This is a genomic window from Pseudomonas sp. MF6751 (genome assembly GCF_016613265.1).
GTDB classification, from domain to species: Bacteria; Pseudomonadota; Gammaproteobacteria; order Pseudomonadales; family Pseudomonadaceae; genus Aquipseudomonas; species Aquipseudomonas fluorescens_BV.
Window position 1 is genome coordinate 222,940 of the sequence record NZ_JAENSV010000001.1, and the last position, 25,535, is coordinate 248,474.

Here is a 25,535-nt window from a genome sequence, read left to right on the forward strand (position 1 = left end):
TTGCTCATTTGCGAAGCCCGTCCGGGCCATCGAATGCAGAGGAGCTGCACATGCCCAATGACACCGCTAATAACCAACGTCCGCCCAGTACCTATGAACTGCTTACCCAGTTAACCACTGGCCCCACCGCCCGGGAAGTTGCCGCCACCACCCTGCGCTCTGCACTCAAAGAGTTGTATCCCAACCTGAATATCGACCCCGATCTGGCCGTGGTAGTCAGCCCTCAATGGGAGGTGGTCGGTAACGCCGTCGAGCGCGCGCCGGCTGCTGTGGAATCGCTCACCTCAGTGCTTGCTCATCAGGCACTGTCCAGCGACAGGGTGACCTACCTCGACGGTCAACACTTCCTCACGCTACAACCCAACGCTACGGCTCCTGTACACCTCGCGGTGAAAATCGATGCCATTGCACGTCTGATCAACGAGTTATCCGACCTGCTGTTCGCCGCGTTCCAGGAGCAGCAGCTGGACTTCTGGAACGCGTCCAACGGCGCCGCCGGCCCACGCTGGCAGGCCTTCTCCAGCGCGTTGAGAAACGTGTGGAACATCACCGAAGAGCAAGGTCTGGATGAGCACGAATGCGCCATGGCCCGCACGGTTTTTCAGGAGCCCGACCGAGCCAGGCGTTCGCTGAAAGACCCCTATAAAAGCCATGCCTACCTGGTTGACGTGGATATTCTTGAAGATGGCCAATCTACCCACCTCTACTTCCTGGACCTTTCCGTATTGGTGGGCGAACACAAGAACCGCCCGATAGTGCTGACGCACTCGCTTGTGAGCGGGTATGAGACGTTCGAGTCATTGGACCAGTTCGGTGCTTCGCTGCCGGCAAGGCTGAATGCACCAGAGCAGGACGCTACCTTGCAATGGCGCTTGTACGAGCCTGATGGCAACTTCTTCGATGCGCTGGCCTGCACACTGATCTCGCTGCAAATCCAGGTCATTGGCAGCCTCGGCGGGGCCGGCCTGCAGGATCAGCCGCGCGCCCCAACGGTCGCCCGCATCGTGCCGAGCATCGAAGAGATGAGCGATCACCAGTTGTCGAATATTCGCCAGATTCACCAACAACTCCCGGACTGGCTGACCTCGGCGACCCACTCCGATACCGCCGCCTACAGCCGCTATATGATCGACCTGGCCCGACTGCACACCCATTACCACGGCGAAACATTCCAAGACGGCATTCCGTCTATTCGTGACTATGCCCGGACTCAGTTGCAAAGCCATATCCGCGTCCCGGAAAAGGGCGTGCGTCTGAATCTGGATAAGGTCGAGGTTGTGATTGAAAGCCCGGTTCTGTGGGGCACATTTGTCATTCCGGGTGCCGTCGACATCACTCGTCGTAACCTGATCGACCTCGCCCTGGAAAACCTTACCGGCTTGCCTACCGGCAACGCGACCGTGCACTACAACGGCAAGGACAACGGTGTACCCACATGGCTGACTTACCGCTTTCTGAAAGACGTCATAGAAGACATTGATATAGGCCAGAACTACCCAGCTCTGGTCAAACAAAAACTGCTCGATGATCCACAGCAATCGCGCCATCGGCAGCAGATCTACACCCGCCACCTTCAGGTGCAACTGCCACTGCTGGCCTTGCAGATGAAAATCCGCGGCCAGGGCGGCATCGATGAACGCGGTTACCGCTACATCGCCGCGGTGATGCACAACGAAGAGCAGGAGCGCAAAGTAGATGGGCAGCCCATTGTCATTCGCTGCCTGGCCTTTGTGCCCACCTTGCGCCCCGGCCATGAGCAAGACGTGGTCGCCAATATGTTCGTGATCGGCCCGAGGCATTCCGACGCCGGCCCCTGCGTGCTTTATCGGCCCCTGCTCGAACCGACGCTGATGCAATTTGCATCGCGGCAAAACCTGCTGTACGCCATCAAACATGACCGTACCTTGCGCGAGTCAGTGCTGGCCTGGCTGCCCGACGCGCAACGCTTCAACTATGCACAATATGTGTTCCCCGACACCCTTCCCTCGCCCTGGACCGTGGTGCGCGCACTGGTCGAGCCGCTTACCGTGCTGTACATGAGCGGCCCCGTGACGCTGACCAACGAAGAAATAGGCAATGACGCGTTAGCGACGCTGTTCAAGGCCAATGCCAATGCCATGGTCGAATTGGCAACACGCCAGTCGGTATCCAACGTACAGAAACGGTGGGCGACCTTTCGACATGCAGGTTGGCAAATATTCAGTGCCGCGCTGCCGTTCATGGGCCGCACCCTGGGAGTCGCCGCCTGGATCTGGCAAATCATGGACGACCTGCAAGCTGCCGAGGAGGCCGTGAACAAGGATGACCACTCAACGGCCTGGACTGCGTTGGTGGATGTATTCCTCAACCTGGGAATGGCGCTGACTCTGCATATAGCCCTGCGCCATCCGCGACCTCGAAAGCAGTTCGATGCGGCCAGGATTGAGCCTGAATCCGAACAAACGACAATCGAAACGGTGAGCAAACCGCCGGTTGCCGAGAAAAAATATACCTGCGTGCAGCAACCGGATATTCCCGACAATCAACTACCTGCCAAGCATGAAGGTGCCGTACACACGCGCGGCGCCCTGAGCCATAGTCGCCTGGGACTGGCCAGAACACTCGACAGTTTTAATGTTGCCAAACCCGATAAGCTTGGCGAGCAAAATAAAACCCCCGGCCGCCACCTCAATCTCTATCCACTCGCGGATCGGTGGTTTGCACCCGTTGGTGAGCGCTGGTTCGAAGTCATCGTGGATGACAACGACAGTGTCATTATCATCGACTCCAAATCTCCCTTACGTACAGGCCCGCCGCTGATCGGCAACCTGGCGGGCCAGTGGTTTGTCGACATCCGCCTGCGACTGCGCGGCGGCGGTCTTAGAAACCGCCGGCGGGCGGTCAAGGTCGATCAGCCTGCGCGCATTGCAGCACTCAAGAGCCAGCTCAACGCCTTTGACGCCGTCGCCGCCAGTCAACAATTGGACGTGCTTGAATCAAAGCCCGCGCTGGACGCTACCCCGGGGCCGTCCACAGACCTGCAGCGTACAGCGTTCATCGATAAGGTCGACAGACGGCTGGCGGCGTACGACGAAGCGATCAGCCAGCTGAAGTCCTTGAGCATCATCGACACGGTACCCACCTACCAGAGCAACATGAGCGGTTACCTGAAACAACAGGTGCAACTGACACAGATAGCCATGGAGCAACAGGTGAAGAGCTACGAGAAAGCCTTGAAGGCGTCGTTGCCGGTTCTTGATGCCGAGGTAGACATTGACTATAAAAACCAGGCAAAAATCGCAAAAACCCTGTCCACTCAGAACCTTGGCATCATCAGGCGGCTGGAATTCATCAACGACCGCTTCAACGAACTTAAAACCCTGGGAGATGAAGGCGCGGCTATCATTCGTAAAACCATGCGAGAGTTGCCGCAGCTCACGCTCATTGAACTCAAATCTCTCGAGATTGGCTTGGGCCGTTACTTGTGTATCGATGAGACGCAAAGCCAGGTTCCAGCCACCGTGCGTGAGCGAATGGGCCAGATCGTCGATTCAGCCGAAATCAACGTTGAAAGTTTCAGTGAGATTATTGAACGCGGTAATGGCGCCTCGCTGGATAATCGTATCGAGGTGCTCAACAGCCTCGTTGAGCAATTTTCCAGCGCCGACCAACGCCTGCTGGATCTGCATGCCGATTACCCGCAGCACTTGCTCAAACCCCGCCTCGAACGTTTTCGCCTGCAAATAAGCGAGTTCAGCCAACGGGCCATCCACGACCTGGCCTACCTCCTGCGAGAGAAAAAAGCCCAGCAGCCCAAGCCCGGCAGCTCCAGGGCCGAGCCCGCCCCAAGGCGTAAAGTGATCAAGACACGTCATCACGGCTTGGTGATGGGTGAGCCCCGCCAAGCAGACAGTTCGTTGGTCGACGTCAAGGCACACATGACCGGCAAGGTGCTCGCCACGTTTCATGAGAAGGCACCGGGAGTCTGGGTTAAACGGCAGAAAGCCCCATCGCAGCCAAGCGCACCGGTAGCTGTGGATCTGGACACCAGCATCAACGCGGGGCAAGCGCTATTGGATGGCGAACAAGCTGAAACCCGTAAATACCAGGGTTTCTCCAGGAAACCCTGGCATGCGCCGCAGGATATTCAAGACATGTTCGATGATCATGCAAAGGCGCTGGAAAAAGCCTCAAACGATATCGAAGAAGCCCTGACCGAGCGCAATCTTACTGAAAGCGATCACGCCTCTGCCGCCTCAACCAAGCGCCAGCTCAACGACGCGGCGCAACGCCTCTATCGGCTGGGTAAAAAACACTACATCGACATGATCAAGCATCAAGCGCCAACCGCCGAACGGGTTGACTGGCTCAACAGCCAAGGGTTGATCCGCATCGTCAAGGTCATCAGCCGCCGCCCCCTCAAGGGGCCCAAAAAGGACTATCTGGACGAGTACGAGATTCGCGACAAAGAAAACGGCACTGTGCTGTGGTACGCGCACTTTCACTATGAAACAAAAGATGCCGCGCTGGAAAACTTCACCAAGGATCACCTCAAGACCCGCGAGCAACAACGTCTAGGCGGTGCCTATCAGCGCACCGGCCCCAGTGACTGGGACATGATTGAAATCCATCGCAGCAGCATCGGCGCCCAACTGGCCCAGTCGCTGTTCTTCAACACCTGATCGGCTTATGGCAGCCAAGCCAGACGCAAACGCTCCAGCGCCTGCGCAATGCCCGACTCAGGCACGGCAGCAAACCCCAGCACCAGGCCGGCGCGTTGGTCCGGCGGTGTGCTGGAGTCTGGCAGCCAATAGGTGCTCAAGCCGTTGATCTCTACACCGACTGCATGAGCTTGCTTTAGCAATTGTTGCTCTCGGTACACGCTGTCGACACGCACCGTCAAGTGCAGTCCCGCTGCAACGTTGGGCAATGGGCCAACACCGGGCAATGCCTCTGGCCATCCCGCCAACAAGGCATTGCGACGGCTCAACGCAGCACGGCGCATCCGGCGAATGTGGCGCTGGAAGTGCCCTGCCGCCATGAACTCGGCCATCACCGCCTGGGTGCTGACTTCGGAGTGACGCACGTCCACCGCGCGGCGACGGGTGAAGGCTTGCACCAGGCCCGGTGGCAACACCAGGTAACCCAGGCGCAACGCCGGGAACGCCACCTTGCCGAAGGTGCCCACGTACAGCACGCGGCCACTGCGGTCCAGCGCAGCCAACGGTGACAGCGGCGCTCCGCTGTAGCGGTACTCGCCGTCGTAATCGTCCTCCACGATCCAGCCGCCTGAACGCTCGGCCCAGGCCAGCAATTCCAGGCGGCGTGCCAGGCTCATCACCACGCCCAGCGGATACTGATGGGAAGGCGTGACATACGCCACGCGGCAATCATTGAGGGTACTGAGCACCTGGCAGTCCATGCCCTCACCGTCAACCGGCACGCCGTGCAGTCGCCCCCCGGCCAAAGCGAATGCATGGCCGGCCGCGCGATAGCCAGGGTTTTCCACCGCCACACCATCCCCAGGCTCCACCAGCAACTGTGCACAAAGACTGATGGCCTGCTGTGCGCCGCTGGTGATCACAATTTGTTCAGCCGTGCATTGCATGCCGCGCGAGCTGCGCAGGTACGCGGCGATCAAACCGCGCAGGCGACCGTCACCGGCCGGGTCGCCATAGCACAGCTGTTCCAGGTCGGGTTTGCGCCAGAACGCCCCATTCAGCTTGGCCCATACCTCAAACGGGAACAGATCGAAGGCGGGTACGCCCACGCGAAATGCCCGAGGCGGCCCCGAAGGCGGCTGAGGCAGGTGGTGGTCTTTTACCCGCGCCAACCCGGCACTGTGGATAACTTCGTCATCCAAATCCTCGGGTAAATTTGCCCATTTTGTGGATAACCCTGGGGATAAGCCTGTTGGCAACCCTGTGGATACTTTTGTGGATAGTTTTTGGGGCATCGGCAATTGGGCAACATAGGTGCCATCACCCACCCGGCTCTCGATAAACCCTTCGGCATACAACTGGTCGTAGGCGCGCACCACGCTGTTGCGGGAAATCGACAAGGCTGTCGCCAAATCTCGGGTTGCGGGCAACCGCGTGCCGCTGACCAATCGCCCATCCAATACCCGCTGACGCAGGGCCTCATAAAGCTGGCGCGTGAGGCCCTGGCGGCGGTCCAGCTCGATACCGGCGGGGTTGAAGGACAGCGGTGGCGAAACAGGCAGCATATTGGACCTATGAAAATAGCGCTAGATGGCTCTTACAACGAACCAATAGCCTGCCTAGGATGCAGGCATTCGCCAAGGAAAATCTCCATGTACACACCCCGCGCCTTTGCTCTCGATGACTTGCCCGAAATCCAGCAACTGATCCAGCATACCCGTCTGGCGCAGTTGGTAACCGTGGGTGAAAACGGCCTGCAAGCCAGCCACTTGCCCTTGCTGCTCAACCCCGATGAAGGGCCCAACGGCACGCTGTACGGTCACTTGGCCAAGGCCAACCCGCAATGGCGCGAGCTGCAAAATGGCGGTGAAGCGCTGGTGATCTTCGCCGGTGCCGACGCTTATATCAGCCCGGCGTTTTACCCCGCCAAGGCCGAGCACGGCAAAGTGGTCCCGACCTGGAACTACATCGCCGTGCACGCCTATGGCACGCCTGCGGTATTCAGCGACGCCGAGCGCTTGCTCAAAGTGGTCACCGACCTCACCGACCGCCATGAAAGCGGCCGCGCCCAACCCTGGCGTGTCAGCGACGCACCGGCGGACTACATTGACGGCATGCTCAAGGCCATTGTCGGCTTTGCCCTGCCGATCGAACGCCTGGTGGGCAAACGCAAACTCAGCCAGAACCGCAGCGCCGCCGACATGGCCGGTGTACGTGACGGCCTGGCCGCCAGTGCCGATGTACGTGACCAGACCCTCGCCCGCTTTATTCCCCAAGGAGTTTCAGAATGAGCTTGATCGACATTCGCCAGGTCACAGCCGCCGACCAAGCCGCCTGGCTGCCGCTATGGCAGGCCTACTTGACGTTCTACAACACCGAATTGCCGGACGCCGTCAGCCAAAGCACCTGGCAACGCCTGATCGACCCCAGCGAGCCGACCCATTCGGCACTGGCCTGGCAGGACGGCAAGGCGGTGGGCATGGTCAACTTCATCTACCATCGCTCCAACTGGAGCATCGAGAACTCCTGCTACCTGCAGGACTTGCTGGTTGACCCGGCCCAACGTGGCACGGGCGTGGGACGCCAATTGATTGAGTTCGTCTACGCCACCGCCAAGGCCGATGGCTGCTGCAAGGTGCACTGGTTGACCCATGAGACCAACGCCACGGCGATCCAACTTTATGAGCGCATCGCCGAACGCCCAGGCTTCATCCAATTTCGCAAAGGTCTTTAAGGAGCACAGCATGATCAATTCCCTCGCTGATTGGAAAGGCGTCCCGGCGCCGACTGCGCAACTGCTTGAAGGGCGTTTTATCCACCTGGAAAAGCTCGACCCGGCGCGCCATGCCGATCAACTGTGGCAAGCCCTTAACGGCCCAGGGGCCGACCCGAAGCTGTGGGATTACTTGCCCTACGGCCCGTTCACCGAGCGCAGTGCCTTCGACGCCTGGTTGAACAATCACGCCGCCCACAGCGACCCGTACTTTTTCAGCGTGATTGACCGTGCGACGGGCCAGGTTCAGGGCATCCTCAGCCTGATGTCCATCGTCCCGGCGCAAGGCCGTATCGAAATCGGCCACGTCACCTTCGGCGCACCCATGCAGCGCTCGCCGAAAAGCACCGAAGCGGTGTACCTGCTGGCCAAGTATGCGTTCGAGCAGGGCTACCGTCGGCTGGAGTGGAAGTGCAACAACGGCAACGCACGGTCCAAGTACGCAGCCGAGCGCTTGGGGTTCAGTTTTGAAGGGGTGTTCCGCCAGCACATGGTGGTCAAGGGGCAGAACCGCGATACGGCGTGGTATTCGATCCTGGATTCGGAATGGCCGAAGGTCGGTGCCGGGTTTGAGGCGTGGTTGTCGGAGGCGAACCAGAGTGGTTCGGGCCAGTTGAAGACACTCACCGAGTGTCGGGGTTAATACTCACATGTGTGGGAGCTGGCTTGCCTGCGATACAGACACCTCGGTGTATCAGGCAAAACCAGTTGATGCCATCGCAGGCAAGCCAGCTCCCACATTGGAGGGTGGCGACTCTCCGAACTTAGGCTCAGCCAGCCAACTTCTGGGCCAGCACCGCAATATGCTCCGGTCCGATGCCGCAGCATCCACCCAGATGGCTAGCGCCGCGCGCTTGCCAATCCGCCGCCCATTGCAAGTAGCCGGGTGGGTCGAGGTCGTCGCGCAACGGGTCCAGACCATCGTTGGCCGTGGCCTCCTTGGGTTGCGGTGGGAAGGCGTTGGCGTAGGCGCCGATCTGAATCGCTACACCCAATCGTTCGAAAGTTTCCCGCGCCGCATCAATGGCCGCGCCGATCACTTCCGGCTGGCTGCAGTTGAACAGCAATACCTGCACGCCCAGTTGCGCCGCCGCCTCGGCTGCGTCCGCCACTGGTTCGCCGGAGCGCAGGCGCGGCACCTCGTCGGTGTCTTCGTCTTTCAAGGTAAACGACAGCCAGAACGGCTTGCCATCCTTAGGCAGCCCGGCATGGATCGCCCGCGCTTCAGCGATCGAGCTCTGGGTTTCCGCCAGCCACAGATCGACATGCGGGGCCAGGCCGTTCACCAAGGGGGTGAGCAACTCGCTGACGCGCTCGGCCTGGAACAGATCAGGGCGATAAGAACCAAACAGCGGCGGCAGTGAGCCGGCTACCTGCACGGCTTTACCGGAGGCCTGCACCGCCCGTCGCGCCAACTCACCGGCCAGGGCGGCGAGCGCCTGCCCTTCTTGGGCAAACCGCGCTTCGCCAATGTGGAACGGCACCACCGCGTAACTGTTGCTGGTGATCACATTAGCACCACTGTCGATGTAGGCCGCGTGCACCGCCTCCACCGCTTGCGGCGCTTCGCTCAAGGCCAGTGCCGACCATTCCGGCTGACGGAACGGCGCGCCACGGCGTTGCAGTTCACGGCCCATGCCGCCATCGAGAATTACTGTGCTTACTGCGCCCATATGCTTTTTACTCATATGCTTATGAAAATAACTCACTATGAGAGTCGTTCTTATAACTATTTAATGCGTACCGTTCGGTTAATAACAACCTCTTTTTTATTCAGGTGTTCGATTTTGAAATTCAGACCGCTGTTGGCCCTGGGCCTGACGATGTTGGCTGCTTCAACCCAAGCCTTTGGCGGTGCCACGCTGGATCGTGTCGAGCAGAAGAAAGAGCTGGTCGGCGTGCTGATGGAAAGCTATCCGCCGTTTTCATTTCTCAATGACCAGAATCAGCTCGACGGTTTCGACGTGGACGTGGCCAAGGCCGTGGCGCAAAAACTGGGCGTGAAGTTGCGCCTGGAAACCCCGTCCTGGGACGTGATCGCCGCCGGCCGCTGGAGCGGGCGCTACGACATCTGCATCTGCTCCATGACCCCAAGCAAGGCACGCGCCGAGGTGTTCGACTTCCCGGTGGAGTACTACGCCTCGCCCGCTGTGATCGTGGTCAATGCCAAGGACGATCGCATCCACGATGCGAAGGACCTGAGCGGCAAGAAAGTCGGCCTCACCAGCGCCTCCAGCTACGAAAGCTACCTGAACAAGAACCTGGTGATCGAAGGCGCCGAAGACACGCAGTTGCAGTACCCGTTCGAGGAGGTGCAGATCGCCCCGTACGACACCGACAACGTGGCGTTCCAGGATCTGGGCCTGGGCGCTGGCGTGCGCCTGGATGCGATCCTCACCAACCTGGTCACCGCGCAGCCGCGCCTGACCCAGGACAAGCGTTTCAAGCTCGCCGGTGCGCCGCTGTACTCGGAGCCCAACTCGGTGGCCATCGAGAAAGGCGACCCGCAGTGGGACAGCAAAGTGCGTGAGGTCTTCGCCCAGCTCAAGCAGGACGGCACCTTGAGCGCGCTGTCGCAAAAATGGATCGGCGCCGATATAAGCCGATGAGTTTTCGCCTACGGCTTTACCTGACCTGGGCGGCGCTGTTCGCGCTGTTTGCGAGTTTTTTCCTGAGCTTTGACCTGAAGTTCTCGATCATCCTCGACAAGCTGCCCAACCTGGTCGGCCTGCACCTTGCGCCCAACGGCTTCCTGCAAGGCGCGGCGCTGACGCTGTTCTTGTGCCTGTGCGCCATTGTCGCGTCGTCGGTGCTGGGCTTTATCACCGCGTTGGGGCGCCTGTCCAAAAGTGCCGTGGCGTTCGGCATCGCCAGTTTCTACGCCTCGTTCTTTCGCGGCACGCCGCTGCTGATCCAGATCCTGTTGATCTACCTGGGCCTGCCGCAATTGGGGCTGGTGCCAGGCGCCATCGTCGCCGGGATCATCGCGTTGTCACTGAATTACGGCGCCTATCTGAGCGAGATTTTCCGCGCCGGCATCCTCGGCGTGCCCCATGGTCAACGCGAGGCTGCGCTGGCCCTGGGCATGCGCGACAGGGCGATCTTCTGGCACGTGACGCTGCCCCAGGCCATGCGCACCATCATCCCGCCGGCCACCAACCAGTTCATCTCGATGCTCAAGGATTCGTCGCTGATCTCGGTGATGGGCGTGTGGGAAGTGATGTTTCTGGCGCAGTCCTATGGCCGCTCAAGCTACCGCTATATCGAGATGCTCACGACGGCGGCGATCATTTATTGGGTGATGTCCCTGGGGCTGGAATTGATCCAGGCGCGGATGGAGCGGCATTTCGGCAAGGGCTACGTGCGGCGCGGTTGACGTGCAGAATGTGCAATATATTGCAGCGCTCAGGCTGAATAGGCTCAAGGATCTGCAATAGATTGCATATTCATTGTCGTCATCTTTTCGACACATTCCTGCAACTCCCCTCCGCTATACAGGTCGACTCGCTTGCCATAACAAGGTCGCCCAGCATGCCCCCGTCTCCTCAACGCCTCGCGCTCGCCATCACCCTGTTGGCCAGCGGTGGTTTCATCGAAGCAGCCGCAGCCAAGACCCTGCAGATCGACACGCCTACCACCCAGGGGCAAACCTTGGGGGGCAGTGATACGTTGACCACGTCGGCGCCTGGCAGCATTAGAACCTCTGGGGTGGCGGTGACGCTCAAGGACGGCACCCGCGGTGCGGGGGTGGTGGTGACGAACGCGGGCAAGCTGGTCTCCAGTGGCGGTCGGGGTATCGACAGTTCGGGGAGTGTCAGCGGGGAGCGCAGGTACAGCATTTACAACCTTGCCGGCGGGGTGATCCAAGGCGCCAATGATGCGTTGCGCATCAACGGTAACGTTGCCAGCGGCAGCGTGCTGATCGACAACAGCGGCACCATTCGCTCGGCCACCGGCCAAGGGCTGGACTTGGATGCGCTGCGCAGCAGCAACGTCACCACCACCATCATCAACCGTGCCGGTGGTTTGATTCGCGGGGAGGCCAGCGACGGCATGAAGACCGGCGCCAACGCCTCTATCACTAACTACGGCGAGATTTCCACCGGCAACACCTTCTCCCGCGATGACAAGTTCGATGGCGTGGACATCGACTCCGCCAGCGGCGTGACGGTCACCAATTACGGCCTGATTTCCGGTGGCCGCCATGGCATCACCACGGACGAGGGTGCCGCGCTGACCAACTACGGCACCGTGATCGGCCGCAACGGCTCAGGCTTTGGTTCCGATGGCGACGGCACTGTGATCAACCACGGCACCATCACCGGCGCGTTCTCCGGGCTGCAACCGGATGGCGACGGTGACGGCGTGGACATCGACAAGATCGCCCATATCGAAAACTACGGCGTCATCCAGGGTGTCGGCGCCGGGGGTGTCGACAAGAACGGCTTTGCCAACGGCAGCGAAGGGATCGCCCTGGGCGGCGGCTCTATCTACAACGCCAAAGGCGCGCTGATCAGTGGTGCCAACAATGCCATTCTGGTGGACGACGGCAGCGACGGGCCCGGGCTTGCGACTACCACCCTAGAGAACCACGGCACGATTCAGGGCCTGGATGGCTTTGGCGTGAAGTTCGTCGGCAACTACGCCGACACGGTCATCAATAGCGGCACGATCAGCGCCAGCAATGGCCTGGCCCTGGACTTGGGCGGCGGTGACGACCACGTGATCTTGCGCAATGGCAGCCGCTTTATCGGCACGGTGGACGGCGGCAGCGGTTACGACCGACTGATCCTGGACGACGTGGCAGGGGGCAGTTTTGGCGACAGCCGCAACCTTGAATGGCTGGAGGTCAAGCAAGGCACCTGGACGTTGACCGGCCAGGGTGATTTCAGCGACGGCGGCAAGATTTCCAGCGGTGCCAAGCTGGTCAACCAAGGCGGCATTGCCGGTAATGTGACGGTCGATGCAGGCGGTGTGTATGCCGGCGGCGGCTCGGTGGGCAGCCTGCTGGTGAACGGCACCCTGCAGACCAACACCGCATTGGGTACCGCCAGCATCAGCCGTGACTTGCGCATGGACAGCGGCTCGACCCTCGCCTATGGCGTCAACGCCGACGGCAGTAGCGCACCGATCAAGGTCGGCGGCACCGCTTACCTTAATGGCGCGACCCTGGCGGTCAACCCCGGCGAAGGCACCTACCCGTGGCAAAGCCATTACAGCGTGCTGCAAGCCGGTAGCATCAACGGCACGTTTGGCAAGGTTACCAGCGACTACGCCTTCCTGACCCCAACCCTGGACTACAGCGCCACTCAGGTCGGCCTCACGTACACACGTAACGACATCGCCTTCAACCAGTTCGCCAGCACCGCCAACGGTGCCAGCGCCGCCAGCAGCCTGGCGGGCCTGGGCACGAACAATCCGCTGTACAACGCCCTGCTCAATACCACCACCTCCACGGCCGGTGCAGCCATCGAACAACTGGCGGGCAGCAGCACTGCGAGCCTCACCAGCGCCACCCTCAATGCCAGTGCTCAAGTGGGCAACAGCATGCTCACCGCCATGCACCAGGTGGGTGGCGGTGCGGGACTGCTGGTGGGGCTGGACGGCAAAAAAACACCCGCACTGGCGGCCACCGGGGTACCCGCCGAGGTGCGCAACCTCAATGACCCGAACGCCCGCGGCCGCCTGTGGCTGCAAGGTATCGGCAGCTACGGCAAGCTCGACGGCGAGCACGGCAGTAACGGTTTGACCCAACGCACCAAGGGCACAGTGCTCGGTGCCGATTGGGCGCTGGACGGCGACTGGCGCCTGGGTGTGCTGGGGGGTTATTCCAAGACCGACCTGGACACCACCGGTGTGGACGGCAGCGTCGACAGCTGGCACGCCGGCGTCTATGCCCTGCGCCAGAGTGGCGCACTGGCCTTGCGCCTGGGTGCTGCCTACAGCGGGCACCAAGGCGATAGTAAACGCACGGTGGCCTTCAGCGGTTTTAACGACCGCCCCAAAGGCGACTATGACGCCAACAGTCAGCAGGCTTTTGCTGAACTGGGATACGCCCTTGGCGCAGGTCGCTTGAGCGCAGAGCCGTTCGCCAACCTCGGCTACCAGCGCTACCAGCGCGACGGCTATAACGAAAAAGGCGGCGCCGCTGCGTTACACGTCAAGGGCCAGACCCAGGACAACTTCAGCAGCACCTTCGGCCTGCGCCTGGCGCACCTGAGCCAGCTGGACAACGGCGTCAGCCTCACACCCCGCGCCAGCGTTGGCTGGAAGCACACCTATGGCGATGTCGACAGCACCACCGGCCAGGCTTTCCTTTCCGGGGGCACGGCGTTCAATGTGCAAGGCAGCGCCCTGGATCGGGACAGCCTGTTGCTGGAAGCGGGCCTGGACCTGGGCTTATCCGCCCGCCATCGCCTGGGCCTGGGCTATACAGGCGAAGTGGGCAGCAACAGCCGCAACCATGCGCTGACCGGCCAATGGCAGATGAGTTTTTAATCGCACCATACTAGAGACAACTCCCGCAAATCAGGGGTCGATGGCCTGACAGTTATCCCCCCCTCACCTCGCCTAAATTCCCGGCCTCATTAATCAAGAGGTTGGGACTGCATGCCATTCACCTTACAGCGACTCGTGCTCGTCATGTCCTTCGGGCTGGCCGCCAGCAGCATTCAATTTGCCCAAGCGCAGGGAAGCGTGGAACACGTGTTCGATCGGTCCGGGATCACAGACCTGACCGGGTCAATCAATCGTGACGGCGTCCTGCATCGCCTTTCGACAGACGCCCCCGTCGATTTTTACCTGGCCGAACACACAAACACTCGCAACGGCCAGCGCCTGGCGCTGGCCGTGGACGCGGCGGTCAAATCGCTACTTGAATCAGACAAACTCACCCCCTGGGACAGGTACGAACTGGGCAATATCGGCGAATACCTCAATAACCTCGCACCCGGGAAGGTCGCTCAGGCCCTCGAACAACTCGCGGGCAGCCAGAATGCCAACCTTGCCGCAGCCACCCAAATGAGCACGCAACAGGTCAGCGACACGCTGCTCTCGGTCCTGCGCGACCTGCCAGCAAACGTCGCAGACGATGCCGATGGCCGCATCTGGGTAAAAGGCCTCAGCCACAACGGCAAACTTGACGGCCAATATGGCAGCGTCGGGTTGCAGCAAAGCACCAAGGGCGTTGTTCTGGGCGCCGACTGGGCAGTCGATCACGCGTGGCGTGCCGGTGTGGTGGGAGGCAAATCCGAAAGCGAGTTTGACCACAAGCGTTTCAAAGCAGCGCTCGACAGCTGGCATCTGGGCGCATACGCCGTACGCCAGGACGGCCCGCTGGCTCTGCGCCTGGGTGCCATCTACAGCAACCATGACGGGCAAAACAAACGCGGTGTCGATATCGACTTCTTGGGTTATCGCGAGCAACTCAAAGGCAAATACACGGCCCAAAGCCAAACCGTATTTGGCGAAATGGGCTACCAGCTGGGCAAGGATACGTTAAGCATCGAGCCGTTCGCAGGCTTGGGGTACCAGCGCTACCATCGTGAAGGCTTCAAGGAAAAAGGCGGCTTTGCGGCGTTGAATGTCGGTGCGCAAACCCAGCAAAACCTCAGCAGCACCCTGGGGCTTCGCTTGGGCAGCCTTTATCGTTTTGATAACAACATGAGCCTGTCCCCGCATTTGAGCACCCACTGGAAGCACCTCTACGGCGACGTGCAAAGCAGCGTGAAGCAATCTTCCCGACTGATTGACCTGACCGGAGAAAAGAGTGATTTCACCGTCGATGGCGTCTCGCTGAACCGCGACAGCCTGGCCCTGCGCACGGGGTTGGACATAGGCCTTTCTGCTCATCAGGCACTGAGCGTCGCGTACACCGCTGAGGTCGGCAGTAACAGCCGTAACCATGGGCTGGTAGGCGAATGGAAGATGGGGTTTTAAGACAGCAACTGAGGAAACTTCACGCTCAAGCCGGTTACAACGCCTGACATTAAGCCGGTGATTGTGCTCGCTACACTCCGGCCTCCTACACCGAAGAGGCCGGAAACCATGATCTCGCCATTCTCGTATATCCCTTCCATGGGCATGCTGTTTGCCCATGGCACCCAGTCCCTCGCCGCTGCCGTCACCCCGGCCACACCAGCAGAGCCACCTGCACACCCGCCAGCGTTGTCTGGCGAGCTCAAGACTGCCCATAGCCAACCGTCCAATGGCTTGCTCAATACCCATACCATCAAACTCATGACTACCCCAGGCTCAGCGAGCAGTCACGGTATGAATATCGACCACTTGGCCAAACTGACCCAAAGCGACGCCAACCTGGCTAACCCCCACCTCATGACAGCCGTTGAAATCGTCAACAGCCCGGATGTACAGATCAAGGCGCCTGTTCATGGCTTGGTCAGCTCCGGGCTCACCTCCGTCTGGCTGGATAACCGAGGGGGCATCACCGGTGCAACAGGCACGGGTGTGAAGCTGGACGGAAATAAAGCCGATGAAGTGACCAATCAGGGCGTTATCACCGGCGGCAACGGCGTAGCTCTCGACATGGGAGGCGGTGACGATCTGTTGATTATCAAGAAAGGCAGCCGCTTCAACGGCGAAGTGGATGGGGGCAGTGGCACCAATCAGGTGATTCTCGACGATGCTGAAGGAGGGACTTTTGAAGGGGCGACAAGAATGCAGCATCTGTGGGTCGGCAAAGGCTCCTGGGAACTGACCGGCGCACTGCACGCCAACCGACAAGGCAAGGTGTACAGCGACGCGACGTTGATCAACCGTAGTGGGATCAAGGGCACAATGGATATCGAGCCGGGCGCGAGCTACTCCGGCGGTAACGTCGACAATCTTAACGTAGCCGGCACCCTGCTGCTCGATCCCACGATCACTGCACGGACAAGAATCACCAATGATCTGAATCTGAAACCAGGATCGAGCGTGAATTTCAAAATCGGCGTGGATCAGCAGCACTCCGTGCTGAACGTCGGCAACACATTAACGTTGGGGAACCCCACCCTGCACCTTGACGTACAGCCAGAGAGCGACGAGTTGCTCAAGCGCCAGCTACCCATCGCCAAAGCAACCACCATCGATGGGAGGTTCGGCGCCATCAGCAGTAACCTGACCACCCTGGAACCTGAATTGATCTACACCCCGAAGGGCATTTTTGTCGAATTCAAACGCAAGGAGAGCCCGGCAATCACCGCCTGATGGTCAAAAAATCAGCAAAAAAAGGGGGCACATGCCCCCCGAGGTTTAAGCGGTAGTTGGAAGGCTGAGTAATCAGCCTTCGATCTCAATCAGGATTTCCCCAGGGTTCACCCGGTCGCCCTTGGCCACATGAACAGCGGCGACCTTGCCGGCAATCGCTGCCTGCACTTCGGTCTCCATCTTCATGGCTTCGGTAATCAACACGGCCTGGCCGGCCTTGACCACGTCGCCGACCTTGACCAGCACATCGACGATATTGCCCGGCATCGCCGTGCTGACATGGCCCGGTTCGGTCGCGTGCTTGCGCTTGCTGCCGCCGCTGCTGACAAATTCGTTTAGCGGCTCGAACACCACTTCTTCCGGCATGCCGTCGATGGACAGGTAGAAGTGACGCTTGCCTTCGGCCTTTACACCGACACCGGTGATATCCACACGGTAGCTTTCGCCGTGCACGTCGATAACGAATTCGGTCGGTACACCTTCACCGCCAGCACGGGCCACGCCGCCCGCTTCCGGGATCGGCAACAACACTTCAGGGGCCAGGGTGCCGGCGTCGCGTTCTTCGAGGAACTTGCGCCCGATGTCCGGGAACATGGCGTAGGTCAGCACGTCTTCTTCGGACTTGGCCAATGCACCGATTTCGCCCCGCAGCTTGGTCATTTCCGGCTTGAGCAAATCCGCCGGGCGCACGTCGATCACGTCTTCGCTGCCGATGGCCTGGCGGCGCAGTTTTTCGTTCACCGTGCCCGGCGCCTTGCCGTAACCGCCTTGCAGGTAGAGCTTCACTTCGTTGGTGATGGTTTTGTAGCGCTCGCCGGCCAATACGTTGAAGAACGCCTGGGTGCCAACGATCTGCGAGGTCGGCGTTACCAGTGGCGGGAAGCCGAGGTCTTCACGCACTCGTGGAATCTCGGCCAGCACTTCGCTCATGCGGTTCAGAGCACCCTGCTCTTTGAGCTGGTTGGCCAGGTTGGAGATCATCCCGCCCGGCACCTGGTTGACTTGCACACGGGTGTCGACGGCGGTGAATTCGCTCTCGAACTGGTGGTACTTCTTGCGCACGGCGTAGAAGTACAGGCCGATCTCTTGCAGCAGTTCCAGGTCGAGGCCGGTGTCGAACTCGCTGCCTTTAAGGGCTGCGACCATCGACTCGGTGCCCGGATGGCTGGTGCCCCAGGCAAAGCTGGAGATGGCCGTATCGATGTGGTCGGCACCGTTTTCGATGGCCTTGAGTTGGCACATCGCGGCCAGGCCGGCGGTGTCGTGTGAATGGATAAAGATCGGCAGGTTCTGCTCGGCTTTGAGTGCCTTGACCAGTTCGCCAGTGGCGTAGGGCGTGAGCAGGCCGGCCATGTCCTTGATCGCGATGGAGTCGCAGCCCATGGCTTCCAGTTGCTTGGCCTGGGCCACGAACGCTTCCACGGTATGCACTGGGCTGGTGGTGTAGGCGATAGTGCCTTGTGCATGTTTGCCAGCGGCTTTCACCGCTTCAATGGCCACGCGCAGGTTACGCACGTCGTTCATTGCATCGAAAATGCGGAACACGTCGATACCGTTGACCGCCGCCTTGGCCACGAAGGCTTTGACCACGTCGTCGCTGTAATGGCGGTAGCCCAGCAGGTTCTGGCCGCGCAGCAGCATTTGCAGGCGCGTATTGGGCAGTGCGGCGCGCAGTTGGCGCAGGCGCTCCCACGGGTCTTCCTTGAGGAAGCGCACACAGGCGTCGAAGGTCGCGCCGCCCCAGACTTCCAGGGACCAGTAGCCGACTTTGTCGAGCTTGTCGCAGATCGGCAGCATGTCGTCGGTGCGCATGCGGGTGGCCAGCAACGATTGGTGGGCGTCGCGCAGGATGGTGTCGGTTACGAAGATCTTCTTGCTCATTGTTATATTCCTCACAGGCCTGCGTGGGCGGCGATGGCGGCGGCGATGGCCAGGGCCAGCTCTTCGGGTTTGCGCTTGATCGAGTAGTTGGTCAGCTCAGGGTGGCTTTCCACAAAGCTTGTATTGAACTGGCCGCTACGGAATTCCGGGTTGCGCAGGATTTCCTGGTAATAGGCGGCAGTGGTCTTCACGCCTTGCAGGCGCATGTCGTCCAGGGCACGCAGGCCGCGGTCCATGGCTTCTTCCCAGGTCAACGCCCACACCACCAGTTTCAGGCACATGGAGTCGTAGAACGGCGGGATGGTGTAGCCGGTGTAGATCGCCGTGTCGGTACGCACGCCGGGGCCGCCGGGGGCGTAGTAACGGGTGATCTTGCCGAAGCTTGGGAGGAAGTTGTTCTTCGGGTCTTCAGCGTTGATACGAAACTGCAACGCGAAACCACGGTGCTGGATGTCTTCCTGCTTGACCGACAATGGCAGGCCGGAGGCGATGCGGATTTGCTCGCGAACGATATCGATGCCGGTGATTTCTTCGGTGATGGTGTGTTCCACCTGCACCCGCGTGTTCATCTCCATGAAGTACACCTCGCCCTCGGCGAGCAGGAACTCCACGGTACCGGCGTTCTCGTAGCCCACGGCTTTGGCAGCGCGGACCGACAGATCGCCGATGTAGGCGCGCTGTTCCGGGGTCAGTTGCGGGCTGGGGGCGATTTCGATCAGCTTCTGGTTGCGACGCTGGATCGAGCAATCACGTTCGAACAGGTGCACCACGTTGCCAAAGCTGTCACCGAGAATCTGCGCCTCGATGTGCTTGGGGTTAACAATGCATTTTTCCAGGAACACTTCCGCCGAACCGAAGGCCTTGGTGGCTTCGGAAATCACGCGGGGAAAGGCTTGTTCAAGTTCTTCGCGACTGTTGCAACGACGAATGCCACGGCCGCCACCACCGGAGGTGGCCTTGAGCATCACCGGGTAACCGATACGGTCGCCTTCAGTGAGGGCTTCGTGGATGTCGGCAACGTTGCCTTCGGTGCCCGGCGTGACCGGCACACCGGCCTTGATCATGCTGCGGCGCGCTTCGGTCTTGTCGCCCATGCGGCGAATCACTTCTGCCGAGGGGCCGATGAACTTGATGCCGCGCTCGGCACAGATATCTGCCAATTCGGCGTTTTCCGACAGGAAGCCGTAGCCCGGGTGCAGCGCATCGCAGCCGGTTTCCACCGCCAGATTCACCAGCTTGCGCGGGTTCAAGTAACCGGCGAGCGGCTCGGCACCGATGCTGTGGGCTTCGTCGGCACGCTTGACGTGCAACGCATGGCGGTCGGCGTCCGAATAAACCGCGACCGAGCGAATGCCCATCTCGGCGCAGGCACGCACGATTCGTACGGCAATTTCACCACGGTTGGCGATCAGGATCTTTTTTATCACTTGGAAATTCCCTTGAGCCGATTTGCGTGCTTCGACCCGTTGCAGCCGGGCCGGCGCGTGACCAAATGTTTCATGACAGTCGCGAGACACACACTATGCGCACAGGAGAATTAATAAAAATCAATAATTATTGGGCTGTGTATAAGTAAAGACTTATAGTTGGCCGGAACACCAAGGGGCTGAGGCTTTATAAAATGCGTAAGTCATTGATGCGTATGACATTGCGTCAATTGCAGATCTTCAATGAAGTGTGTGATTTGCGTTCCTACAGCCGTGCCGCCGAGGAAATGTCCCTCACCCAACCGGCGGTCAGCCTGCAAATTCGCCAGCTGGAAGAACTGATCGGCCAGCCGCTGTTCGACTATGTCGGCAAAAAACTCTACATGACCGAGGCCGCCGAAGCCTTGCAACGGGCCAGCCGCGACATCTTCGGGCGCCTGGAAAACCTCGATATGCAGCTGTCGGACATGCAGGGTTCACTGCAAGGCCAACTGAAACTGGCGGTGGAGTCCAGCGCCAAGTATTTCGTGCCGCACCTGTTCGCCGCCTTCAAGCGCCAGCATCCGGAAGTGCAATTGCAGCTCACGGTGGTCAACCGTGCCCAGGTGATCCGCCGGCTCTCGGACAACCGCGACGACCTGGTGATCATGTCCATGGTGCCCCAGGACATGGGTCTGGAATTCCTGCCGTTTCTCAACAATCCGATTGTCGCCGTGGCATTGCCGGATCATCCGTTGAGCCTGCAAGGGCCACTGCGCCTGCAAGACCTGGAGCCTTATACCCTGCTCATCCGCGAACCGGGCTCTGGCACGCGACTGGCCTGCGAGGAATACTTCAAGGAAAAACGCGTGCACTTCACCCAGACGGTGGAAGTGGCCTCGGCCGAGGCGCAGCGTGAATGTGTGAGTGCAGGGTTGGGCGTGGCCCTGCTGACGCGCCACGCCTTGAACCTGGAGCTGGCCACGGGCGGGCTCAAGGAGCTGCCTGTGGAAGAACTGCCGCTGTACCGCAGTTGGTGCATGGTACAGGCCAAGGCTAAACGCCTGTCACCGGTGGCCCATGCGTTCCTGGGCTTTATTCGCAGCGAACGGGTGCAGATCAGCGCGCTGGCTGAGCGTTTCGCTGGGCAGCCACGGGTACCTGCCAATGCAGTTCCGGGTAGTCACTGATGCTCTGGAGCAACTGGCGCTCCTCGCAACGGTCTTCGATGGCGCGACGGAACGCCATGCGGCGCTGGTCTTCCTGCTGACGACGGGTCTTGACGGTGCTGTTGCTGTCTTCGTAGGGCCGGGTCATTTGGAGTCTCCCAATGCGAGTACGGGGAGTACAGGATGGGCGCGGGGGATGACGGTTTGGCGGCGCGGGGATTACAGGATGATGAATCTTGCGAAATTGACGCAAATTCCCTGTGGGAGCTGGTTTGCTGTGGCGAGCAAGCTTGCTTGCGCTGGGGTGCGAAGCGCCCCCAAAAAGCCGGAGACTGCTGCGCAGTCAGCGGGAGCAAGCTCCCTCGCCACAGCAAGCCAGCTCCCACACTTTGACCGAGTATGGCCTGGGCTTAGTCGTCGAGGGCTTTGACGGATTTTGGCGAGAGGCGAAGGCTGCGCAAGCTGCGCTTCACGCTCTTGAGGTGGTTGACCAGGCTCGGGCCACGGGCCATGGCCACGCCCATCGCCAACACGTCGATGACCACCAGGTGGGCAATGCGCGAGGTCAGCGGCGTGTAGATTTCGGTGTCTTCATGCACGTCGATCGCCAGGTTCACCGTGGACAACTCCGCCAATGGCGTCTGGCTCGGGCACAGGGTAATCAACGACGCGCCGCTCTCACGCACCAGGTTGGCGGTGATCAGAAGGTCTTTGGAACGACCTGATTGGGAAATGCAGATGGCCACGTCAGTGGGCTTCAAGGTCACCGCCGACATCGCCTGCATGTGCGGGTCGCTGTAGGCCGCGGCGGTCAGCAGCAGGCGGAAGAACTTGTGCTGGGCATCGGCCGCCACCGCGCCGGACGCACCGAAGCCGTAGAACTCGACGCGCTGGGCCTGGGACATTGCGGTCACGGCCTTTTGCAGCTCCACCGGGTCGAGCTTCTCACGCACCTCCATCAAGGTGTGCAAGGTGGTGTCGAAGATTTTCAGGCTGTAGTCGGCGACGGAGTCGTCTTCATGGATTGCAAACTGGCCGAAGCTCGCACCGGCAGCCAGGCTTTGCGCCAGCTTGAGCTTGAGGTCCTGAAAGCCGGAGCAACCAATGGCGCGGCAGAAGCGCACGATGGTCGGCTCGCTGATGCCCACGCTGTGGGCCAGGTCGGCCATGGAACTGTGCATCACGGCCGCAGGGTCAAGCAGCACATGATCGGCAACCTTGAGTTCCGATTTGCGTAACAGGTGGCGCGACTGGGCGATATGTTGCAACAGGTTCAAAGGGCAGGACTCTTGTTATTGGCAGGCGCCAGGGATGTAGCAAGCTTGTAGTTATACTACAAGAATTGTCGTTTTGCCCGCTCGATGCATCACTAAATCGCCCTGCTTCCCTCTGATTCAGCGGGCAGGCGCTATGTAGCCATAAAGGCGGCCTACGCTGCGTTAAGAAAAATCTGCGTTTTTGCGTAACAAATCCGCCAGCCCTTCGGCCCTCATGGGCGGGCTGATCAGGTAACCCTGTACCTCGTCGCACTGCTCACCGCGCAGGAAATCCAGCTGCTGCTGATCCTCCACCCCTTCGGCCACTACCTTGAGGGCCAACCCGTGGGCCATGGCGATGATCGCACGGGTGATGGCCGCATCCTCGCGCCCCTGGCCAAGCCCCCGGATAAAGGCCTGGTCGATTTTTACGTAGTCCACCGGGATACGCTTGAGGTAGCTGAGGGACGAATAACCGGTGCCAAAGTCGTCGATGGCCAGCTTCACCCCCAGGTCGCGCAATTGCTGGAAGGTGGCGATGATGTGTTCAACGCTGTCGAGCAACTGGCTTTCGGTCAGTTCCAGCTCCAGGTACTGCGGGTCCAGTGCGGTTTCTTCCAGCACTTGGCGCACCAGGCTGACCAGCTTGCCCTGGCGCAACTGATGCACCGACAGGTTGACCGACACGCGAATCGGCGCCAGCCCCTGACGCTGCCATTCGCAGGCCTGCCAGCAGGCCTGGCGCAGCACAAATTCGCCCAACGGCACGATCAAGCCGGTTTCTTCCGCCAAACCGATAAAGTCACTCGGCGGCACCATGCCCCACTGCGGATGTTCCCAGCGGACCAACGCCTCGGCAGCCTTCAGCTTGCCAGTGACCAGGCATAGCTTGGGTTGGTAGAACACCGTGAGCTGACGCTCGTCAATGGCTTTGCGCAGGTGGTTTTCCAGCTGCAAACGCTCCAGGGTGCTGGCTTGCAGGCTATCGGTGAAGAACTGGAAATTATTCCCGCCCAAATGCTTGGCGTGCTGCATCGCCATATTCGCCTGGCTGACCAGTGCAGAAATTTCCCGTGCGTTATCAGGCAACAGGCTGACGCCCATAGAGGCGCTTACCACCAGCTCATGCCCCTCCACGTTCACCGGCACGCGCAGCTTCGCCAGCAACCGGGTCGCCACCCGCGCCAGGCTGGATAAGTTGCCATAGGCGTCAAACAGTACGGCGAATTCATCACCGGACAGGCGCGCAATGGTGTCGGCCTCCGGCAGCGCGTTGATCAAGCGCCGCGCCATTTTCTGCAGCAGTTGATCGGCCACTTCATGGCCCAGGCTGTCATTGAGCAACTTGAAGCGGTCGAGGTTGATATGCAGCAGCGCGAGGCTGCGACCGCCTTGGCGCACCCGCTGGTGAGCTTCGCGCAGCCGTTCGCGAAACAGCGAGCGGTTGGCCAGGCCGGTCAACTCGTCGTAGTGGGTGAGGTAGCGCATGCGCTCTTCCGACTCGCGCCGGGCGGACAGATCGGCGAAGAACCCTACGATATGACTGACGTTCCCCCGTACATCACGCACCACATTCAGTTGTAGCCATTGCGGGTACAGTTCGCCGTTCTTGCGCGTCTCCACCAATTCGCCCTGCCAGGTGCCGTGGCTGAGCAATGCCTGGCGGATCAGCGGGAAGTGGCGCCGCGCATCGCGACTGCAGGGCAGTTCCACAACGTTGCGGCCAAGCATGTCGTCAATGTCGAAACCGGTGACGCGGCTGAACGCCTGGTTCACGGCGATCAAAGCGTAGTTCGGGTCGAGGATCACAATGCCTTCGCTGGCCGCCTCGAACACCGTCGAAGCCAGGCGTTGCTGCTCCTCCACCGCCTTGCCGGCGCTGATGTCGCGGCGCGTGCCCAGCATACGGATGACGCGGCCACTGGGCGTGCGCTCCACGGCGCGCCCGCGGTCTTCGATCCACACCCAATGCCCATCGCCATGACGTATCCGGTACTCCACCTGATAGTCCTCGCTGCGGCCTTTGAGATGCTCTACCAGTGCGTGCTTGAGCAGTGGTAGATCGTCGGGGTGCAGGCGCGGTTTGAGGTGGCTGAGCATCGCCGTGACGTATTCGGGCTCCAGGCCAAACAACTCCTTGAGTTGCGTGTGGTGGACCTCGTCGGTTTGCAGGTTCCAATCCCACAGGCCCAGTTCACTGGCTTGCAGGGCCATGGCCAGGCGCGCTTCGCTTTTACTCAAGGCGAGGCTGGCAGCATCCAATTGCTGGCTGCGTTGCGCCACACGATCTTGCAGACCGACCTGGGCTTCACGCAAGTTTTGCTCCACCTCGCGGCGCTGCTCGACTTCGCGCACCAGCTCCAGGTTCAACTGCTCACTGCGTTGCTGCGCCTGTTGTAAATGCTCGATCAGGGCCTGGTTCTGGAAACGACGCAACAACCCGCGCTGGATCAGGCGGTTGACCTGCCACGCGACCAGGCTCAGGGACGCCAGCAGGATCAGCCCGAGCACGCCCCAGCCTTGTTGCTGCGGTGTGCCATTCCAGAACAGGTAGACGATGGCCGGCACCAGGCACGGCAAGGCAAACGACAGGTAGGCCCAAAAGCTCACGGCATAGGCCACGCTGGCCGACAAGGTGGCGGCGCCGATCAGGCCAAACACCCAGGCCTGATGCATGAAGCTGTCCGTGGGCACCAGGGCAATGGCCGCAACGGAGAGGGTCAGGCCACTGACCGCCGAGCCGAGCATGAACATATGGCGCCACACGGGCTGGGCCTGCCGGCTGGGCATGGCCGAATCAAAGGCTGCCACTTGAATCACGCGCATCGCCACCAGGGCAAGCAGCCAGAGCAGCCAGACGCTGTCCAGCAGGTACTGATTGGGGTTCCACAGCAACCAGGCGCAGACCAGGCCGTTGACCAGCATCAGCAGCGTCGGCAGCAACGAACCTTGATACAGCAGGCGCGTGCGCTCAACCGCGATTTCGGTTGCATAGTGTTTACGGATGACCTGCGCTGGGGCCGGCGAGGGGCCAAACAGGTCGGTGCTAAGGGTCATAGGCGGTGTTCTTATAATGGTGAGCCCGAAACGTCGACGGAGCATACACAAGCAAGCGCCTGGGCCAAACTGCTACAAGTCATAAAAAACCTGCTGCGATAGGCCGCAAACCTTTGGCCCAGACCGCTTGAGCAAGACACAGCATG

Annotated in this window: 17 protein-coding genes; 10 read left to right on the top strand and 7 right to left on the bottom strand. The window is 60.4% G+C overall.

Annotated elements, in window-relative coordinates; translation table 11 throughout:
* Positions 1-50: 50 nt before the first annotated feature.
* The gene (locus JJD66_RS01035) at positions 51-4,661 is read left to right on the top strand and encodes a dermonecrotic toxin domain-containing protein (RefSeq protein WP_200647434.1); all 4,611 of its coding nucleotides are present in this window, start codon (positions 51-53) and stop codon (positions 4,659-4,661) included.
* A 5-nt stretch (positions 4,662-4,666) separates the two neighbouring features.
* Here the strand turns inward: JJD66_RS01035 and pdxR are convergent, their stop codons facing one another.
* A complete protein-coding gene (pdxR, locus tag JJD66_RS01040) occupies positions 4,667-6,205 on the bottom strand; it encodes a MocR-like pyridoxine biosynthesis transcription factor PdxR (protein ID WP_200647435.1) in 1,539 nt (512 codons plus the stop codon).
* 87 nt (positions 6,206-6,292) lie between these two features.
* Between pdxR and JJD66_RS01045 the strand changes: the two genes are divergently transcribed.
* From JJD66_RS01045 to JJD66_RS01055, 3 genes are read left to right on the top strand one after another with little or no spacing between them, the layout of a single operon-like run.
* Entirely contained in the window at positions 6,293-6,931 is a 639-nt protein-coding gene (locus JJD66_RS01045; protein ID WP_200647436.1) for an FMN-binding negative transcriptional regulator, read from the top strand.
* The gene (locus tag JJD66_RS01050) at positions 6,928-7,374 is read left to right on the top strand and encodes a GNAT family N-acetyltransferase (RefSeq protein ID WP_200647437.1); all 447 of its coding nucleotides are present in this window, start codon (positions 6,928-6,930) and stop codon (positions 7,372-7,374) included. The genes JJD66_RS01045 and JJD66_RS01050 overlap by 4 nt, the downstream gene beginning before the upstream one ends.
* A 10-nt stretch (positions 7,375-7,384) precedes the next feature.
* Entirely contained in the window at positions 7,385-8,056 is a 672-nt protein-coding gene (locus JJD66_RS01055; RefSeq protein ID WP_200647438.1) for a GNAT family N-acetyltransferase, read from the top strand.
* A 127-nt stretch (positions 8,057-8,183) separates the two neighbouring features.
* Here JJD66_RS01055 and JJD66_RS01060 read toward each other — a convergent pair whose 3' ends face one another.
* The gene (locus JJD66_RS01060; RefSeq protein WP_198714605.1) at positions 8,184-9,086 is read right to left on the bottom strand and encodes a homocysteine S-methyltransferase family protein; all 903 of its coding nucleotides are present in this window, start codon (positions 9,084-9,086) and stop codon (positions 8,184-8,186) included.
* Between the two features lie 114 nt (positions 9,087-9,200).
* Between JJD66_RS01060 and JJD66_RS01065 the strand changes: the two genes are divergently transcribed.
* From JJD66_RS01065 to JJD66_RS01085, 5 genes are all read left to right on the top strand, one after another.
* A complete protein-coding gene (locus JJD66_RS01065) occupies positions 9,201-10,022 on the top strand; it encodes an ABC transporter substrate-binding protein (RefSeq protein ID WP_200647439.1) in 822 nt (273 codons plus the stop codon).
* Entirely contained in the window at positions 10,019-10,789 is a 771-nt protein-coding gene (locus tag JJD66_RS01070; protein ID WP_014720547.1) for an amino acid ABC transporter permease, read from the top strand. Before JJD66_RS01065 ends, JJD66_RS01070 begins: the two co-directional genes overlap by 4 nt.
* Positions 10,790-10,944: 155 nt before the next feature.
* The gene (locus JJD66_RS01075) at positions 10,945-13,911 is read left to right on the top strand and encodes an autotransporter outer membrane beta-barrel domain-containing protein (RefSeq protein WP_200647440.1); all 2,967 of its coding nucleotides are present in this window, start codon (positions 10,945-10,947) and stop codon (positions 13,909-13,911) included.
* Between the two features lie 144 nt (positions 13,912-14,055).
* Positions 14,056-15,351: an autotransporter outer membrane beta-barrel domain-containing protein gene (locus tag JJD66_RS01080; RefSeq protein ID WP_325167070.1), complete on the top strand. Its 1,296-nt coding sequence runs from the start codon at positions 14,056-14,058 to the stop codon at positions 15,349-15,351.
* Positions 15,352-15,684: 333 nt separating this feature from the next.
* A complete protein-coding gene (locus tag JJD66_RS01085; protein ID WP_200647442.1) occupies positions 15,685-16,620 on the top strand; it encodes a hypothetical protein in 936 nt (311 codons plus the stop codon).
* 72 nt (positions 16,621-16,692) lie between these two features.
* Here JJD66_RS01085 and oadA read toward each other — a convergent pair whose 3' ends face one another.
* Together oadA and JJD66_RS01095 are read right to left on the bottom strand one after the other, a co-directional pair.
* Entirely contained in the window at positions 16,693-18,501 is a 1,809-nt protein-coding gene (gene oadA / locus JJD66_RS01090) for a sodium-extruding oxaloacetate decarboxylase subunit alpha (RefSeq protein WP_034129149.1), read from the bottom strand.
* A gap of 11 nt (positions 18,502-18,512) precedes the next feature.
* Positions 18,513-19,928, bottom strand: coding sequence for an acetyl-CoA carboxylase biotin carboxylase subunit (locus tag JJD66_RS01095; protein ID WP_003195732.1), 1,416 nt, complete (start codon positions 19,926-19,928; stop codon positions 18,513-18,515).
* 194 nt (positions 19,929-20,122) lie between these two features.
* Here JJD66_RS01095 and JJD66_RS01100 point away from each other — a divergent pair, with 194 nt between their 5' ends.
* Entirely contained in the window at positions 20,123-21,097 is a 975-nt protein-coding gene (locus tag JJD66_RS01100) for a LysR family transcriptional regulator (RefSeq protein ID WP_200647443.1), read from the top strand.
* On the opposite strand, the gene JJD66_RS01105 is transcribed toward JJD66_RS01100, so the two are convergent.
* The 3 genes from JJD66_RS01105 to JJD66_RS01115 form a co-directional block, all read right to left on the bottom strand.
* Entirely contained in the window at positions 21,027-21,224 is a 198-nt protein-coding gene (locus JJD66_RS01105; RefSeq protein ID WP_200647444.1) for a PA3496 family putative envelope integrity protein, read from the bottom strand. The two genes, JJD66_RS01100 and JJD66_RS01105, sit on opposite strands and share 71 nt — an antisense overlap.
* Before the next feature lie 262 nt (positions 21,225-21,486).
* On the bottom strand, positions 21,487-22,353 hold the full coding sequence (gene hexR, locus JJD66_RS01110; RefSeq protein ID WP_003177007.1) for a transcriptional regulator HexR: 867 nt from the start codon (positions 22,351-22,353) through the stop codon (positions 21,487-21,489).
* A gap of 162 nt (positions 22,354-22,515) precedes the next feature.
* Positions 22,516-25,389 (bottom strand): EAL domain-containing protein, encoded by a 2,874-nt coding sequence (locus JJD66_RS01115; protein WP_200647445.1) that lies wholly within the window; start codon positions 25,387-25,389, stop codon positions 22,516-22,518.
* Positions 25,390-25,535: the final 146 nt, after the last annotated feature.